The sequence below is a fragment of the Rheinheimera sediminis genome (genome assembly GCF_004005375.1).
GTDB lineage: Bacteria > Pseudomonadota > Gammaproteobacteria > Enterobacterales > Alteromonadaceae > Pararheinheimera.
Map to the genome: position 1 here is coordinate 161,937 of NZ_RZUF01000003.1, position 15,699 is coordinate 177,635.

Consider the following 15,699-nt stretch of genomic DNA (forward strand, 5'->3'; position numbering starts at 1 on the left):
TGCGCCGCGAACCAAGGGGTGCTTTTAGCTGAGACGCCGTCAAACGCGAACCCTTCGAACCTGATCCGGATCATACCGGCGGAGGGATGGTACTTCTGTATTCCTTTTGCTTTGGTGATCCTACTTTTCGATATGGAGTAGAATCATATGTCTCGAGTTTCTTATTTATCCCTGGCCATTCTGGCCGCCTTATCCACAACTGCTATTGCGAACAGTGCTGAAGAAAACCAGGCGTCCGAGCAGGCTGTAGAGCGTATTTTGGTTCAGGGCGATTTCCGTCAAGAGCAGTTACAAAAGCTACCCGGTAGTATTCTGGTATTGAGTCAGCAGGATATCAGCCGTCAGAATGCCCAGCATTTAGATGATGTATTGCAACAAGCCGCCAACGTTAACTTTTCAGCTGGTGCGTCCCGTGGCCGTTTTTTACAAATTCGTGGCATAGGCGAGCGCAGTGAATTTGTCGACAGTATCAATCCTTCGGTGGGCGTGCTGATTGACGGCATTGATTATTCAGCTTTAGGTGTCAGCTCTTTAGCTGATGTGCAGCAAGTTGAAATTTTTCGTGGCCCGGAAGCAACTCGTTTTGGTGCCAATGCGATGGCCGGTATGCTGAATTTAACGTCCAATGCCCCCAGCTTTGACGGCGAAGGTCAGTTCAGTAGCACCCTGGCAAATTACGATAGTTATCAACTAGCTGGCGCCTACAGCAATGCGATCAACCAGCAGTGGGCTTATCGGCTGGCAGTCGATCATCAAAGTTCAGATGGTTTTATCGACAATAGCTTTTTAAACCGTGACGATACCAACCATATTGACGAAACCTCAGCCCGTGCTGCGCTGCGTTATCTGGCCACCAACGATCTGACGCTGGATTTTATTGCTCACTACCGCGATATCCACAACGGCTACGATGCGTTTTCATTGGATCGTAACCGCACCACTTTATCGGATAAGCCTGGTCAGGATTTACAACAAAGCCGTGCTTTAGCAGTAAAAGCTGATTATCAGGGCTTAAGTTGGGCTAATGTCTATACCCAATTCAGCGGCCTGACAGCGGACACTGACTATGGTTTTGATGAAGACTGGAGCTTTGAGGGCATTCATCCTGATGGCTATGCCACTGAAGACCGTTATTTACGGCTGCGTGATCAGTGGAGTCTGGAGCAACGCTTTTTAGGCAAAGCTCAAAGAGATTGGGTGCTCGGCTGGTATGCCAGTGGTCAGCAAACTGATTTAGAACGTCAATTCTGGAACTGGGATTTATGGCAGGCCGCGCAGTTTTTCAGTGATTTTAAACGCCAGAATATGGCGGTATTTGGCCAGTGGTCCACAGATTTAGGCGATGGCTGGAGTTTAACTTCGGGCGCCAGGGCTGAGCGCTATGATGACGAATACAATGATAGCAACGGGATTGCTCAGCAAAACGACGAGCTAATGTGGGGGGGGAAACTGAGTTTAAGCTTAGCTCTGACGGATTCAACCAGTTTGTATCTGTTGGGTTCGCGGGGTTACAAAGCTGGTGGTGTGAATGGTGAAGCATTAGGCAAGGCTTTGGGCAGTGGTGTGGATGAGCTTTCTGAGTACTTAAACAGCAAAGCTAATTTTTCGCCTGAAACCTTATGGAATGCTGAATTCGGTGTGAAAGGTAGCTCTGCCGATCAGACTATTGTCAGTCGAGTGGCGCTATTCGCCATGTGGCGTGATGATATGCAGGTGAACAGTTGGGTCACGCGAGATCAGTCTTTTGTCGGTTTTATTGATAATGCCGCTTCAGGCCGCAATCATGGATTGGAGCTGGAAAGCCGTGTGCAACTGACTGACAGCTGGACTTTATTCGCCAATGCCGCCTGGCTTGAAAGTGAAATCCGTGGTTTTATCACTGAAGATGGGGTTGATAAAACCGGTCGTGATCAGGCCCATGCTCCGCACTACCAATACAGTGTCAACAGTGAGTGGTTACTGACGACTGATCTGAGTTTTAATTTGGGTGTGCAAAGCAAAGCCGCTTTTTATTATTCCGACAGTCACGACTCGCGTTCAGAGCAAATGCACTTAGTGAATTTGCGTTTGCAGTACCAGTGGGATCAAATTCAGCTGGCTTTATGGAGCCGTAATGCATTGGATGAAGAATACGGAGTGCGCGGCTTTTATTTTGGCAATGACCCACGAGATGGCTACGAGCCTCATACCTACGAACAATTGGGTGAACCACGTCGTATAGGTTTCACCGCCAGTTACCAGTTTTAAAGGGTGAATGATGAAATTATCTATAGAAATCAGTAAGTACCCATTAACCAGTGATTATATAGAGCCTATAAAAGGTTTTATCGAATTACTAAACAGCAATCCAAACGTACTGGTGATCACCAATACATTAAGCACCCAGGTGTTTGGTGATTACGACGAAGTGATGGCATTGTTACAACAGGGCATTCGCTGGTCCTTTGAACGTTATGGCAAAGTAGTCTTTGTGGTGAAATTTTTACATGGTGATTTGCGGCCATGTTAGACGCATGGCTGCAGGTTTTTAGCGGCTGGCAAACGCTGACTCAGCTTGAGTTAGCCGCTACCTTGCTGGCGCTGGCTTATGTGTTGCTGGCAATGAAACAAAGCTTATGGTGTTGGCCAGCCGCTTTACTCAGCACTTTGTTGTACACCCATATTATGTGGCATTCGGCTTTGCTATCTGATGCCTTACTGCAGCTGTATTATGCGGGTATGGCGCTGTACGGCTGGTACAGCTGGCGGCAACAACAGCTACAGCTACCCGCCGGACAATCGGGGATGACCGAATGGTCAGCTGGCACCCATCTGAATTTAATTGGCGGTACAGCGCTCTGTGGATTACTGTTGGGTTATCTGATGGACCAATACACTCATGCTGATTTCGCTTACATAGATGCGCAAACTACAGCTTTTAGTGTGATGACAACCTATCTGGTGGCGCGTAAAGTGGTGTCCAACTGGTTGTATTGGGTGGTGATCGATGCTATCTGTATTTATGTGTATATACAAAAACATCTGTATTTTACGACCGCACTTTTTGTACTCTATACCATTATTGCATTGATCGGATTTTTTGTATGGCGCAGCAGTTATCAGCAACAACAGCAGATCAACCCCGCCTGATCTGGCATTTATGCCAGCAGCTGGAGTTTTTTGCTGATCACCAGCCATTGTTGTTAACGCAACTGACGCAAGGTAAAAGAACCAGCTCTTATCAGGTGCAAACCAACAGAGGCCATTATGTGTTGCGTCACTATGGCCCTTCGGTGCTGGGGGTTTGTCGGCAGCAGGAACTAAGGTGTCAGCACGCGGCCGCTGCTGCTGGTTTAGCGCCTGCACCTTTGTGCCTGAACAACCATCAACGTATGTTGATCACTGAATTTTTGCCAGAAGCTCAAAGTCCTTCCGTGGCATACATCCGACAGAGTATTCCGGCTTTAGCCCAAAAGCTGGCCACTTTACATCAGTTACCAGTGCAAACTGCCGTATTGGACCCTTGGTTATATTTGCAACAATTAAAAACTCAGTTGGAACCGCAGTGGACTGCGCAGGCGCAAAACATCTGGTTGCCTTTAATCACAGCAGCCCGTGACTTACAGTATTTTCAGGCAGACATTGGCTTGTGTCATATGGATTTGCATCCGCAAAATTTGTTGCTTTGGCAACAGAAATTGTGGCTGATTGATTTTGAATACTGCCAGTTGGCTGATGTGGTCTTTGATTTAGTGGCAATCATAGTGCAGTTTAATTTGTCAGAGACTGAACAACAGCAGTTGCTGGATAGTTACAGATCAGCCAGAGGTTCGGCTTGCAGCGTGCAGTTACTGGAAAAAGTGGCGCTGGCGAAAATAGTGTATTCAGGCTTTTGCTGGTTGTGGTATTGGCAGGAAGAACTGGACAATCAGGATCCCAGATACAAACAAGCCGCAGCAGACTGTTATCAGCTTTTACTGCGGCTTATTCAAAATGAGAGGTTAAATGCCACCTAAGCGCTCGGCGAGGATTTTGTAGCGTTTGACATCTTCTTCATCAAATAGCGGTTTGCCTTCGTCATCCTTGCCGTTAGCAACCAGCAAATTTTCACGCGCCAGACGTTCAACACGGATTTCCTGAATACCTAAAAAGGCGGCGACTTCTGCAACGTTGAGTAATGCCATAATGAATTCCTGCGGTAATTATTTGATTTAATTTAAGCTGATATTTTTAATTTAGTGAAAAAAGTTTCACAAGCCATGATGTTTTACTTATTTTTTATCAGCAAGACAACAGAAGCCACAGTGAATCTTGCGTTTTTTTCGAATTTTTGCTGATTTCTGAGCATTTAACTCAGATCGATCTGCCTAAGAGTGTTGCAGGCCAAATTTCGTGTTCAATCCAGCCCTTATTTTGATGCTTGGATACTGATTGTTCCAAATGTGCAGCTAGACAAAAACTTAGGTAATAGGTATAACAAATTGAACTATCTGATTATTTTTGTGTACTTGTCATCGCCTTTACACAGATTTGGACTATGGTAATTATAAAACCCAGCTTACATCCGAAACAATTCACATCTGAGTACTCATTATGAAAGCATCAGGCATGGCTTTAGCCTTGTACAATAATTTTCTTGGTCAAGCTCCCAATTGGTACAAATTGTCTATTATCGCTTTCCTATTCATTAATCCTTTGCTGTTTTTACAAAACCCCTATCTGGCAGGCTGGGTTTTGGTGGTGGAGTTCATTTTTACTCTGGCCATGGCATTGAAGTGTTATCCACTGCAGCCAGGTGGTTTGCTGGTTTTACAGGCTATAGCTATAGGTATGACGAGTACCACTAAGGTGATGCATGAAATTGAGCTTAATATCGAAGTGATATTATTGTTAGTGTTCATGGTCGCCGGTATTCACTTTGTTAAAGACTTACTGTTATTTGTTTTCACTAAGTTATTGATCCGGGTGCGCTCTAAAACCTTACTTTCGCTGGCTTTTGTCGGCATGGCGGCCTTCCTATCGGCGTTTTTAGATGCGTTGACTGTTGTTGCTGTTATCATTGCTGTGGGTATAGGTTTTTATGCGATTTATCACAAAATATCTTCTGGAAAAAAATTCCCTGATCCACACAACCACAATGAAGATCATGAAGTGGCAGAGTTGTCTCGGGCTGATTTAGATGCTTTTCGAGGTTTTCTGCGTAATTTGTTGATGCATGCTGGGGTCGGCACTGCTTTGGGTGGTGTCGCTACCATGGTGGGCGAGCCACAAAATCTGATTATTGCCGAAGCTGTTGGTTGGGGCTTTGGTGAGTTTGCATTGCGGATGGCTGCTGTCAGTGTGCCTGTGCTAATTGCGGGTTTGATCACTACTGTAGTGCTTGAGAGATGCCGTTGGTTTGATTTTGGTGTGCGTTTACCCGAGGCGGTACAAGATGTTTTGATTGCTTATGATAACTACCAGACAGAACGTATGTCAGCCTCAGATGTTAGCAAACTGTGGGTGCAAAGTATCATTTCTGTACTACTTATCCTTTGCCTGAGTTTGCATTTAGCTTCTGTAGGCTTAATAGGTTTAATGGTGATTATTCTTGCCACTGCCTTTTGTGGCGTGACAGATGAACATGCTATAGGGAAAGCATTTCAGGAAGCTTTGCCATTTACTTCTCTGTTGGTGGTATTTTTTGCTGTAGTTGCTGTCATTATTGATCAGCACTTATTTAAACCTGTGATCGATTTTGTTCTGACTTTTGACGGCCAACAACAGACCTCAGTGTTGTTTCTTGCCAACGGTTTGTTATCTATGGTCAGCGATAATGTTTTTGTAGGTACAGTTTATATCAACGAAGTCAAAGCAGCTTGGCAAGCGGGTAACATCAACCGTGAGCAGTTTGAAATGCTTGCTATAGCTATCAATGCAGGAACCAACCTTCCCAGTGTGGCGACTCCTAATGGTCAGGCCGCCTTTTTATTCCTGCTAACCAGTGCCTTAGCGCCCTTGATTCGGTTGTCTTACATGAAGATGGTTTGGATGGCCGTGCCTTATACTATAGTGCTAGCCGTTGTAGGCCTGTTAAGTGTTACTTTTCTATTACCAGAGGTTATTCATTGGCTTTACGCTGCTGGTTGGATCCAGCCTTATGATGCTGCAGCCGCAGCAGTTATAACAGAACATTAAGTTGTTATGGATCAGAGATATAATGCCTCTGAACTTTGATTTCACCTACTTCAGCTTGTGATTGACCAGAACGTCTGGACAGCGTGTATGCGGACAGGTATAAAGTACGGCATGTGAAATTTTCAGGGCATTTTACCCTCTGTCAGGCGGCACTTAGACTTTGTTGCTTGCCAAATTGCTTAGGGTGTTTTCTTTGCTACTCCAAGTGAGCACAACTCAGCCCGTTCAGCCCGTAAAGAGGATGTAAGTACATGATTGAGCTTCTGTTGATAGTCTTATTTCCTTTGATTGGCTCTTTGGTGCCAGTAATAACAGCAGGATGGTCACGAAGTTACAGTGCGCTCGCTACCGCCTTATTGCCTTTTGCTGCTTTGGCCCTGGTGTTACAGCTGGCACCAGCTGTGTTTTCCGGTGAAACTCTGTTTTACAAGCTGCCTTGGGTTGAAGCTTTAGGATTGTCGCTGAGCTTTCGGCTTGATGGCTTGTCTCTGTTGTTTGTATTTTTAATTCTTGGCATAGGCCTACTGATCATCTTGTATGCCAGATATTACCTGTCTGAAAAAGACTCTATGGCGCGTTTTTATGGTTTTTTGATGTTGTTTATGACGGCTATGCTCGGCATAGTACTGTCGAATAATCTACTGCAGTTATGGGTTTTCTGGGAGCTGACCAGTATCAGTTCCTTCTTGTTAATCAGTTTCTGGTGGCACAGAGCGGACGCACGCCTGGGCGCCCGTATGGCATTGATGATCACTGGCTTTGGCGGTTTGGCCTTGCTTGCCGGTATTTTACTGATAGGTAAAGTACTGGGTAGTTTTGAGTTAGACGAGGTGTTATCTCAGGCTGCTGTATTGCAACAACATAGTTTGTATCCGGTGATATTAATTTTGGTATTACTCGGCGCTTTTACCAAGTCTGCGCAATTCCCATTTCATTTTTGGCTGCCAAATGCGATGTCAGCTCCCACTCCAGTCAGCGCTTATTTGCACTCGGCGACTATGGTGAAAGCGGGCATATTTTTGTTGGCAAGAATGTATCCACTGTTGGCAGGTAGTGATTTATGGTTTTTGATGGTTACTATCACCGGTATGACAACCCTACTGGTTGGTGCTTACCTGGCTTTATTTCAGCATGATTTAAAAGGCTTGCTGGCGTATTCCACCATCAGTCACTTAGGTTTGATTACCTTGTTGTTTGGCTTAGGTACTGATTTGGCTGCGGTTGCAGCTATTTTCCACATTATGAATCACGCTATTTTTAAAGCCTCGCTGTTTATGGCTGCAGGTATCATTGATCACGAATCCGGCTCGCGAGATATGCGCAAACTCAATGGGCTCTGGCAATTTATGCCTGTGACCGCGACCTTAGCCATGGTCGCTTCTGCCTCTATGGCAGGGGTGCCTTTACTGAATGGCTTTTTATCCAAAGAAATGTTTTTTGCCGAAACATTGCATCAGGAAGTGTTAGGGGCTTTGTCCTGGCTAATCCCTGTGCTGGCTACCGTGGCTGCAACTTTGTCTGTTGCTTATTCAGCCCGCTTTATTCACGACGTATTTTTTAATGGTCAACCCAAGGGGTTACCTCGGACTCCTCATGAACCACCTCGTTACATGCGGGTGCCTGTCGAGGTGTTGGTGGCACTTTGTATTCTGGTTGGTCTGGCTCCCGCTTATATAGTTGGAGATTTGCTAGCCGTGGCCTCTTCAGCTGTGTTAGCCGGTCCTTTGCCTGTGTATAGCTTATCGATCTGGCATGGTGTCAATTTGCCTTTGATGATGAGTGTATTGGCTCTGACTCTGGGCATAGTGTTGTACTTCAACCGCAAACACTTATTCCGTTTTCAGGCTGAATTACCAGAGCTGAACCCCTTGCAGTTTTTTGATTTAAAAATCAATGCTTTACTGGGTTTTTCAAAAAAATGGCACCATAGTATTGAGTCCGTTGCGTTGCAGCGTTACTTGGTATGGATGTTTGTGATAGTGGCTGTGTTACTGATTTGGCCACTGCAGCAAATGGGGCAATTCTCTCAGCACAAGGTTATGCAGCAGCCTGATACCTTAATGTTTGCTGCTACTTTCGTCGCTACTATAGCGGCTATAGCTACTGTGTTATGTCAGCGTCAGCGCCTGCTTTCTTTAGTGATGATTTCTATTGTAGGTTTAGTGGTCACGCTGATTTTTGTGCGGTTTTCAGCGCCGGATCTGGCTTTGACCCAGTTATCGGTTGAAGTGGTGACTATTGTGTTGTTGATGTTAGCCCTGTTCTTTTTACCTCACAAAATCAGCAGGGCTTCCAATGCTGGCAGGTTGATCCGGGACGGAGCTATAGCCTCAATCTGTGGCGTAGTGATAGGTAGCTTAAGTTATGCGTTGATGCTGGAACCACAACAACGCATTTCTGAGTTTTTCCTTGCCAACTCCAAAACGGGCGGCGGTGGTTACAACGTGGTGAACGTGATACTAGTCGATTTCCGTGGCTTTGATACCTTGGGTGAAATCACAGTCTTGGGCATAGCTGCATTGGGTATTTTTAAACTGCTGACCCGATTACCTCTGTTTAGATCCAGTTCAGACGCGCAAGGACGGCAATGGGCTCTGGACAAACACCCAATGTTGCTGGCTGTGGTATCTCAGGCTTTGCTACCTCTGGCCTTGCTCGTGTCTGTGTATATCTTTTTTAGGGGCCACAACTTGCCAGGTGGAGGCTTTGTGGCGGGTCTAATTACAGCCATTGCCATTATTTTGCAGTACGTGGCACAAGGTGTGGACTGGGTCCGCGAGCGTTTAACTATGGACTATCATCGTTTGATCGCTGCTGGTGTCCTTATTTCAACCACAACAGGTGCTGCCAGTTGGGCTTTTGACCGACCTTTCTTGACGTCCTGGTTTGATTATTTCCATCTACCGTTGTTTGGTGAAATTGAATTAGCCAGCGCTATCGCTTTTGATTTAGGAGTCTATTTGACTGTAGTGGGTGCAACACTGATGATTTTAGCCAACTTAGGCAAAATGACTACTGAACACAGACCTGTGAATAGGGAGCAAAGCTAATGGAGTTATTGGTCGCTATTATAATTGGGGTTATGACCTGCTGCGCAGTGTTTCTGATCCTGCGAGCGAGAACCTTTGCAGTGATGTTGGGTTTGACCATGTTATCTTATGCAGTGAATTTATTTATTTTCGCCAGCGGTGGATTAAAAATAGGCGCAGGAGCTGTGCTGCATGCTACGGAAGAATACGCAGATCCTTTGCCGCAAGCGCTGGTGCTCACTGCAATAGTGATTGGTTTTGCGATGACAGCTTTCCTGGTGGTGTTATCTATCCGCGCCCGTGCTGATTTAGGTAATGATCATGTGGATGGAAAATTACCAGTGGCGAAAAACACCCGGCAGGGAGCATCGTCATGAACCATTTGATTATTTTGCCCATAGTTTGGCCTTTGTTGGTCGCTTTGCTCACCTTGCTGCCACCCTTTGATCGTAGCCTGTTGTTACGTCGCTATTTAAGTGTTGGCGGCTCAGTGGTGTTGTTACTTATCAGCGTGCTGCTGGTGATACAAAGCACAGGCAGTCCGGCACAGCTGTATCAGCTTGGTAACTGGGCTGCACCTTTTGGTATTAGTTTGTTATTAGATCAAGTCAGCAGTTTAATGTTGTGTTTGACCTCGGTGTTGGCCGTTGCTTCGAGTTTGTATGCCAGCAGCGGGGAAGATGAAGGAGGCTTTTTTTTCCACTCCTTGCTGCATTTTCAGCTGATGGGTATTAATGGTGCCTTTTTAACTGCAGATTTATTTAACCTCTTTGTATTTTTTGAAGTGCTATTGATCGCTTCCTATTCTTTATTGATCCATGGCGGTGGCAAAGCAAAAACCAGGGCTGCTGTGCATTATGTTATTTTGAATCTGGTGGGATCTGCCTTATTCCTGTTTGCACTGGCGTTGATTTATGGTGCTTCAGGCACTTTAAATATGTTGGATTTAGGGACCAAAGTAGCATCCTTATCTGAGACTCAATTACAACTATTGCAAGGCGCTGTAGCCTTGTTACTAGTAGTCTTCGGTTTGAAAGCCGCAGTGATGCCGCTGCATTTCTGGTTAGGCAGTGCCTACTCTTCGGTCACTCCTGCTGTGGCTGCTTTGTTTGCTATTATGACCAAAGTAGGTATCTACAGTTTGCTTCGTGTGTTTGCCATGGTGTTGCAGGATGCGGGGTTTGTCGCAGATTGGGTGTTCCCTGTTTTGTGGTGGACTGGGCTTTTGACTATTCTGATGGGAGTGCTAGGCGTTTTAGCCAGTGAAGACTTACGCAAAATGGCCAGCTATCTGGTGATTGTATCTGTTGGATCTTTAGTTGCTATTTTGTCTTTGGGTACCCCGGAGTCAGTCCAAGCGCTATTGTATTATCTTGTACATTCAACCTTAGCTACGGCTGCATTATTTTTACTGGCAGACCTTATTGCAAACCAGCGTGGTAAAGCGGGTGACCGTTTAGTGAATGGACGGAAAGTCGCGCAGCCAGTCTTGCTTGGTTCAGCTTTTATTGTAACGGCACTGAGCATAGTAGGAATGCCACCCTTTTCTGGTTTTATTGGCAAGTTGTTACTACTGCAGGCCGTGTCAGAAGGCTCAGCTATGTTGTGGTATTGGTCCGCGTTATTGGGTAGCAGCTTGATGTTGCTGATTGCGTTAAGCAGAGCTGGCAGTATTTTGTTTTGGCAAGTCTCAAGCTCCGATGCTGAAGCCCGGAGGGCTGGTGGGCGCCGTAGCACAGCTTTAGTCTTGTTGGTGCTAGCCAGCCCCTTGTTAAGTCTGTTTGCCGGACCTTTAACTGAGTGGTGTCAGGCAGCGGCAACACAATTGCAGACTATAGCTAATCTTAGTCCGGGAGCCTTCTGATGACATCTATAAAGAAATGGTGGCCAACTCCTGTCCGCAGCTTGTTTTTATTTCTGGTTTGGATCTTACTGAACAATAGCGTTGAGTTTTTCCATTTGTTTTTTGGTTTGGTGTTGGCATGGTTAATTCCTCAGCTTATTTACAAGTTCCGTTTGGTCCAGCCTGGTATGAAAAACCCAACGGCAGCAATACGTTATGGCTTAATGGTCCTGTGGGATATTGTTGTCGCGAATTTGCAGGTGGTGAAGCTGGTGTTAGGACCAAATAAAAGGCTGCGTCCTGCTTTTATCAAAGTTCCTTTAGATTTAACTGATAATTTATCCATTACTATTTTGGCCAGTACTGTGTCACTAACGCCGGGTACTGTGAGCGCCGAGGTGTTACCTTTGAATGCGAGTAAGGATGAGCAACGCTTTTTACTTGTGCATGTGTTGGACTTAGCCGACGAAGCTGAGTTAATCCGGCAGGTGAAACAGCGCTATGAAGCTCCACTCAAGGAGATATTTTGATGCTTGAACTGATACTGCAAGGCTGTTTTTGTGTAGTTGGGCTGGCTTTGTTATTAAATTTTTACGCGGCAATTCGAGGCCCTTCCGTAATTGACCGTTTATTGGCACTGGATACTATGTACATAAATAGCATAGCTTTATTGTTGCTTTATGGTATTTATCTGGGGATCAGCCTGAATTTTGAAGTGGCTTTGCTGATAGCAATGTTGGGTTTTGTCAGTACAGTCGCTGTGTGTAAGTTTTTACTGCGTGGCGATATTATTGAGTAAAGCGCAGATACTAAGGAGTTCGATATGAGTTGGCTTGAATGGCTGGTTGCTGTATTAGTGGTGGCAGGGTCGTTATTTGTCTTATTGGGCTCAGTAGCCTTGGTGAAACTGCCTGATTTTTATACTCGTCTGCATGGCCCAACCAAAGCTACAACATTGGGCTTAGGTGCTATTGTGATTGCCTCAATGGTTTATTTTAATTTTATCAAAGAGGAGCTGAGCTTACAGCAACTGCTTATTGCGCTCTTTCTTTTTATCACTGCACCTATTACCGCTCATATGCTGGTCAAAGCGGCGTTGCATTTAAAGCTGAAAACTGCTGAGCACACTTCAGGAAAACAAAACGCAGATCTGTAGACTGAGTTTTGATCTGCTGTTAGTGTTCTTCGTCGAAGCCGTTTTCGATTAATCCCACTACAGCTGCTAATGCAGCCTGAGCCTCTGGACCCCCAGTACAGACTTCCAGAGTTTTCCCTTTGCTACTCGCCAACATCAGCAGAGCAAGCACGCTGCTGGCATCTGCAATTTGTCCTTCCTGATGCAGCTCTATTTTGGCATCAAACTGACGACACAATTGCACCAGCTTAGTAGCAGCTCTGGCGTGTAAGCCAAGTTGATTTACTATGGTGACTGTTTGCCGGAGTTTATCTGTCATAGCTATACACCTCAGCAGTTTGTCGCGATAGATTTGTATTTTTATCTACCATGATGCCTCACTAATTCACGGTGACGAATTTGCACATCCTCTCGCTGTAAACGGTAGCTTTGTGCTAAAGATTCAGCGATATATACGGAACGGTGCTGACCGCCTGTACAGCCTATAGCTATAGTGAGATAACTACGGTTATTGCGTTCTAAATGCGGTAACCATGTACCGATAAACTGATTTATCTGCCAGATATACTGAGCGACAACAGCTTGAGATGACAGGTAGTTTTGTACTGGCTTATCCAGCCCTGTAAGTATTTTTAGTTCCGGCTCCCAATGTGGGTTGGGCAAAAAGCGGGCGTCAAATACGTAGTCTGCGTCTTTGGGAATACCATATTTAAAACCAAAAGATTCAAAAAGAATCACCAGTCGTCCGGTTTTTTGCCCGAGGATTCGTTCTCTAAGCTGTTCTGCCAGCTGATGTACATTGAGCTCTGTGGTATCCAGGTATAAATCTGCACGACTGGAGATTGGGTCCAGCAGCTGCTGTTCGCGTTGTATGGCTTCATCCAATGACATAGCCTGGTGCGACAGCGGATGTAAGCGTCGTGTTTCACTGAAGCGTTTAATCAAGCTGGTATGGTCGGCGTCAAGGTAAAGAATGGTCAGGTCAACTTTGTGTGGCAGGTAAGACAATATGTCAGTCAGTTCTTCAGGGTCTTGGGGGAGGTTGCGAACATCTATACTGACTGCCACTCTTTCATACTGCTCCATGACAGCGTTCGCTAAAGTAGGCAACAAATTAACGGGTATATTATCAACACAATAATAACCAAGGTCTTCCATCACTCGTAGGGCAACTGATTTGCCCGACCCCGATCGACCGCTAACGACCAATAACTTCATTTTGTGATCACCTGTTCAGATCCTTTCATCAATAACTGATACAAATCATGGCTATTTGCACTGTGACGGATTTTTTTGGTGAAGTCTTTCTGGCTTAGCATCCTGGCTATACCTGACAAGGTAGACAAGTGGGTCTGACATTGATTTTCTGGGATCAGGATGGCGCAAAAAATGTCCACAGCCTGATTATCAATGGCATCAAACTGTATTGGATCTTTGCTGACAACAAACACCAGCATAGGTGCTGTGACATTTTTTAATTTGCCATGTGGAATAGCAATACCACCGCCAATACCTGTTGAACCAAGCTTTTCACGGCTCATCAGAGCTTCGAGTATGCTGTACTCAGCAATGTCCGGTAAACGCTGATGTGCTAGTTCAGCAATGTATTCGAGTATGCGTTTTTTACTATTAAAAAGGACCGCACTCTTGGTGCAGTCCTCCGATAACATTGAGCTCAGGTTCATAGTTTCAGAATCAATGGCGAGAAATCTTCTCTTTATGTTTAATAACTTGGCGATCCAGTTTATCAATCAGCTGGTCTATCGCAGCATACATATTTTCGTCTTCCGATACAGCAAATACTTCACCTCCACTGAGGTGTATCTTAGCCTCTGCAATCTGTTTTAATTTTTCCACGTTCAGCACTACATGTACATTATTAATATGATCAAAATGGCGTTCAAGTTTGGAAAATTTGCTATCGACGTACGCTCTCAGTGCTTCAGTGATTTCTACATGACGACCAGTTAAGTTGATTTGCATAGACTCTTCCTTCTTTATAGAGCTGTTAAAGCAAGCTCTTGCGCTGATTAGACGGCGGAATAAACAAGGCTTCACGATACTTGGCAATAGTTCGCCGTGCGACATTGATCCCTTGTTCTGACAGTATTTCTGCCATCCTGCTATCACTCAAAGGTTTAGCAGGACTTTCCGCCGCCACCAATTTTTTAATAAAGGCGCGGATAGCGGTGGATGAACATTCACCACCGCTCTCAGTACTTACATGACTGGAGAAAAAGAACTTAAGTTCAAATATTCCTCTGGGAGTGTGCATATATTTTTGTGTAGTCACTCGTGAAATGGTGGACTCATGCATTCCCACCATTTCAGCAACATCGTTTAATACCATGGGTTTCATGGCTTCTTCGCCGTGCTCAAAGAATGCTTGTTGTTGCTGCACTATGCAGTTGGCGACCTTGAGTAAAGTTTCGTTACGGCTCTCCAGACTTTTCAAAAACCACTTGGCTTCCTGTAAGTGGGAGCGGATAAACTGACCGTCTGAAGCGTTACGTGCACTGCGCGACATGGCGGCATATTGCTCGTTAATTCTGATCTTTGGCATTGCATCAGGATTTAACTCGACCATCCAGCGTCCTTTAATTTTCGCTACCGATACATCAGGGATCACATACGACTGTTCTTGTCGAATCACATCTGCGCCAGGTCTTGGGTTCAAACTATGGATCAGACGCATCACTTCTTTTAAATCGTCTTCTTTGAGTTTAGTCACACGCATCAAAGAACGGAAATCTCTATTCGCTAAAAAATCAGTATATTCTTTGATAATGTGACGTGTTTCTGAAAGATAAGGTGTTTGAGGATCAAATTGGCGAAGTTGTACCAATAAACATTCCTGAATGGTACGGGCTCCAACACCAACAGGGTCGAATAGCTGGATACGTTTGATCACAGCTTCAACTTCGTCGGCTTCCACATCAGGCAGGCCCAATGATTCGAGAATTTCTTCTGTGTCTATGGTAAGTAAACCGTTTTCGTCTATGGCTTCAATAATTATTTCAGCAATAGTGCGGTCTGTATCAGAAAAAGGAGTGAGCTGCATTTGCCAGCGTAAGTAGTCCTGCAGTGTTTCGCTGGTTTCACCCTGAAATACCGTATCTTCATCACCGTTGTAGTTATTAGCTCCTGAGACAGGGGCTGCACTGACTAGATCATCCCAGTGGCTGTCCAGCGGTAAATCTTCTTTGATATTTTGTTCGGACATCGCTTCGCTGCTGTCCTTTACTTCGGGCTCGTAGTGCTCATCATGAGTGCTGTCGTAGTCGGCTGAGTCAAATTCAGCACCATGATTTAGATCTTTAGAAGAGGGTTCCTGAAAAGCTGCATAGTCATCTTCAGCTTCCAGCAATGGATTAGCATCCAGAGCTTCCTGAATTTCCTGTTGCAGTTCAATAGTAGACAATTGCAGCAATTTAATCGCTTGCTGCAATTGAGGAGTCATTGTGAGCTGCTGACCAAGACGAAGTTGCAGAGACGGTTTCATGTACTTCTTATTTTCTCCAAACAACCCTATTCGG

The 15,699-nt window shown here is 45.2% G+C and carries 17 protein-coding genes and 1 riboswitch; of the genes, 11 read left to right on the forward strand and 6 right to left on the reverse strand.

Annotated elements, in window-relative coordinates; genetic code table 11:
- Positions 1–4 precede the first annotated feature (4 nt).
- Positions 5–104: riboswitch (TPP riboswitch) on the forward strand.
- Between the two features lie 43 nt (positions 105–147).
- Genes EMM73_RS02905 through EMM73_RS02920 form a run of 4 tightly spaced genes read left to right on the forward strand, consistent with a single transcriptional unit; the run spans position 148 to position 3,995 of the window.
- A complete protein-coding gene (locus tag EMM73_RS02905) occupies positions 148–2,247 on the forward strand; it encodes a TonB-dependent receptor (RefSeq protein ID WP_127684955.1) in 2,100 nt (699 codons plus the stop codon).
- A 10-nt stretch (positions 2,248–2,257) separates the two neighbouring features.
- The gene (locus tag EMM73_RS02910; protein ID WP_127684956.1) at positions 2,258–2,509 is read left to right on the forward strand and encodes a YkoF family thiamine/hydroxymethylpyrimidine-binding protein; all 252 of its coding nucleotides are present in this window, start codon (positions 2,258–2,260) and stop codon (positions 2,507–2,509) included.
- Positions 2,503–3,129, forward strand: coding sequence for a nicotinamide riboside transporter PnuC (pnuC, locus tag EMM73_RS02915; RefSeq protein WP_127684957.1), 627 nt, complete (start codon positions 2,503–2,505; stop codon positions 3,127–3,129). The genes EMM73_RS02910 and pnuC overlap by 7 nt, the downstream gene beginning before the upstream one ends.
- Positions 3,084–3,995 (forward strand): phosphotransferase, encoded by a 912-nt coding sequence (locus tag EMM73_RS02920; protein ID WP_127684958.1) that lies wholly within the window; start codon positions 3,084–3,086, stop codon positions 3,993–3,995. The genes pnuC and EMM73_RS02920 overlap by 46 nt, the downstream gene beginning before the upstream one ends.
- Here the strand turns inward: EMM73_RS02920 and EMM73_RS02925 are convergent.
- The gene (locus tag EMM73_RS02925; RefSeq protein WP_127684959.1) at positions 3,981–4,163 is read right to left on the reverse strand and encodes a helix-turn-helix domain-containing protein; all 183 of its coding nucleotides are present in this window, start codon (positions 4,161–4,163) and stop codon (positions 3,981–3,983) included. The genes EMM73_RS02920 and EMM73_RS02925 overlap by 15 nt on opposite strands.
- A 409-nt stretch (positions 4,164–4,572) precedes the next feature.
- Here EMM73_RS02925 and nhaB point away from each other — a divergent pair, with 409 nt between their 5' ends.
- From nhaB to EMM73_RS02960, 7 genes are all read left to right on the forward strand, one after another.
- On the forward strand, positions 4,573–6,156 hold the full coding sequence (nhaB, locus tag EMM73_RS02930; protein ID WP_222422580.1) for a sodium/proton antiporter NhaB: 1,584 nt from the start codon (positions 4,573–4,575) through the stop codon (positions 6,154–6,156).
- A gap of 251 nt (positions 6,157–6,407) precedes the next feature.
- Entirely contained in the window at positions 6,408–9,206 is a 2,799-nt protein-coding gene (locus EMM73_RS02935; RefSeq protein ID WP_222422581.1) for a monovalent cation/H+ antiporter subunit A, read from the forward strand.
- Positions 9,206–9,562, forward strand: coding sequence for a Na+/H+ antiporter subunit C (locus EMM73_RS02940; RefSeq protein WP_127684960.1), 357 nt, complete (start codon positions 9,206–9,208; stop codon positions 9,560–9,562). Before EMM73_RS02935 ends, EMM73_RS02940 begins: the two co-directional genes overlap by 1 nt.
- Positions 9,559–11,049: a monovalent cation/H+ antiporter subunit D gene (locus EMM73_RS02945; RefSeq protein WP_127684961.1), complete on the forward strand. Its 1,491-nt coding sequence runs from the start codon at positions 9,559–9,561 to the stop codon at positions 11,047–11,049. The genes EMM73_RS02940 and EMM73_RS02945 overlap by 4 nt, the downstream gene beginning before the upstream one ends.
- The gene (locus EMM73_RS02950; RefSeq protein ID WP_127684962.1) at positions 11,049–11,558 is read left to right on the forward strand and encodes a Na+/H+ antiporter subunit E; all 510 of its coding nucleotides are present in this window, start codon (positions 11,049–11,051) and stop codon (positions 11,556–11,558) included. The genes EMM73_RS02945 and EMM73_RS02950 overlap by 1 nt, the downstream gene beginning before the upstream one ends.
- Positions 11,558–11,827: a K+/H+ antiporter subunit F gene (locus EMM73_RS02955; protein ID WP_127684963.1), complete on the forward strand. Its 270-nt coding sequence runs from the start codon at positions 11,558–11,560 to the stop codon at positions 11,825–11,827. Before EMM73_RS02950 ends, EMM73_RS02955 begins: the two co-directional genes overlap by 1 nt.
- Before the next feature lie 24 nt (positions 11,828–11,851).
- Entirely contained in the window at positions 11,852–12,184 is a 333-nt protein-coding gene (locus tag EMM73_RS02960; protein ID WP_127684964.1) for a Na+/H+ antiporter subunit G, read from the forward strand.
- Between the two features lie 19 nt (positions 12,185–12,203).
- Here EMM73_RS02960 and EMM73_RS02965 read toward each other — a convergent pair whose 3' ends face one another.
- The 5 genes from EMM73_RS02965 to EMM73_RS02985 are packed head-to-tail and all read right to left on the reverse strand — an operon-like array spanning position 12,204 to position 15,665.
- Positions 12,204–12,482 carry an HPr family phosphocarrier protein gene (locus tag EMM73_RS02965; RefSeq protein ID WP_127684965.1) on the reverse strand — a complete coding sequence of 93 codons (279 nt, stop codon included), beginning with the start codon at positions 12,480–12,482 and terminating at the stop codon, positions 12,204–12,206.
- Between the two features lie 41 nt (positions 12,483–12,523).
- On the reverse strand, positions 12,524–13,381 hold the full coding sequence (rapZ, locus tag EMM73_RS02970) for an RNase adapter RapZ (protein ID WP_127684966.1): 858 nt from the start codon (positions 13,379–13,381) through the stop codon (positions 12,524–12,526).
- Positions 13,378–13,848, reverse strand: a complete 471-nt coding sequence (ptsN, locus tag EMM73_RS02975; protein WP_127684967.1) for a PTS IIA-like nitrogen regulatory protein PtsN — start codon at positions 13,846–13,848, stop codon at positions 13,378–13,380. The genes rapZ and ptsN overlap by 4 nt, the downstream gene beginning before the upstream one ends.
- Positions 13,849–13,858: 10 nt before the next feature.
- Positions 13,859–14,146: a ribosome hibernation promoting factor gene (gene hpf, locus EMM73_RS02980; RefSeq protein WP_127684968.1), complete on the reverse strand. Its 288-nt coding sequence runs from the start codon at positions 14,144–14,146 to the stop codon at positions 13,859–13,861.
- A gap of 25 nt (positions 14,147–14,171) precedes the next feature.
- Complete coding sequence (locus EMM73_RS02985) at positions 14,172–15,665, reverse strand: RNA polymerase factor sigma-54 (RefSeq protein ID WP_127684969.1); 1,494 nt, start codon at positions 15,663–15,665, stop codon at positions 14,172–14,174.
- Between the last annotated feature and the right edge of the window lie 34 nt (positions 15,666–15,699).